The organism is Microbacterium sp. 18062, assembly GCF_902706225.1.
Taxonomy (GTDB): Bacteria; Actinomycetota; Actinomycetes; order Actinomycetales; family Microbacteriaceae; genus Microbacterium.
Window position 1 is genome coordinate 1 of sequence record NZ_CACSKB010000638.1, and the last position, 391, is coordinate 391.

1 protein-coding gene is annotated in these 391 nt (G+C 59.1%); it reads right to left on the reverse strand.

Annotated features, from left to right (window positions below; translation table 11 throughout):
• The coding region (locus GVL03_RS21610) for an ATP-binding cassette domain-containing protein (RefSeq protein ID WP_159502787.1) at positions 1–391 on the reverse strand (391 nt) is incomplete at both ends.

The window sequence follows — 391 nt, forward strand, 5'->3', positions numbered from 1 at the left end:
GTCTCACCCTGCTCAACGAGCTTGCCCCGGTACATCACCCCCACGCGATCGGCAATGTGCCGGACCACGTTTAAATCATGAGAGATAAACAAGTAAGCCAGCCCATATTCACGCTGCAGCGCCATCAGTAAATTGAGTATTTGCGACTGGATCGACACGTCTAAGGCCGAAACGGGCTCATCGCAGACGATCAGTTTCGGCTTGAGGATCAGCGCCCTGGCGATGCCGATACGCTGGCGCTGGCCGCCGGAAAACTCATGCGGGTAGCGGGCGGCGTCCTGCGGGCGCAGGCCAACCTGCTCCAGCATTTCGGCGACCCGCATTTTACGCTTGTCTATGCCGTGAATAATGAGCGGCTCTTCCAGGCTGTAGCCGATGCGGCGCCGGGGAT